This window comes from Chryseobacterium sp. SIMBA_028, from assembly GCF_046535285.1.
Lineage (GTDB): Bacteria > Bacteroidota > Bacteroidia > Flavobacteriales > Weeksellaceae > Chryseobacterium.
On the sequence record NZ_JAWRWZ010000187.1, the window covers coordinates 1 to 278 of the forward strand.

Annotated in this window: 1 protein-coding gene; it reads left to right on the forward strand. The window is 39.2% G+C overall.

Annotated elements, in window-relative coordinates; translation table 11 throughout:
• The coding region (locus SCA31_RS23085; RefSeq protein WP_410699365.1) for an AMP-binding protein at nucleotides 1-278 on the forward strand (278 nt) is incomplete at both ends.

Genomic DNA, 278 nt, shown 5'->3' on the forward strand with positions numbered 1-278 from the left:
GCTTTATGATTCCATTGAAAAAAACCGGGATTTAAGAATAGTAATGCTTAGCGGAGACTGGATTCCGTTGGATCTTCCAGAGAAAATCCAAAAAACATTTGAGAATGCAAAAGCTATTAGTTTAGGCGGAGCAACAGAAGGTTCTATCTGGTCTATTTATTTCCCTATAGAAGAGGTAAAGAAAACTTGGAAAAGCATACCTTATGGCAGACCGTTGGCAAATCAGAAAATCTACGTATTGAATCAGAATCGCCAATTATGCCCGGCTGGAGTAGAGG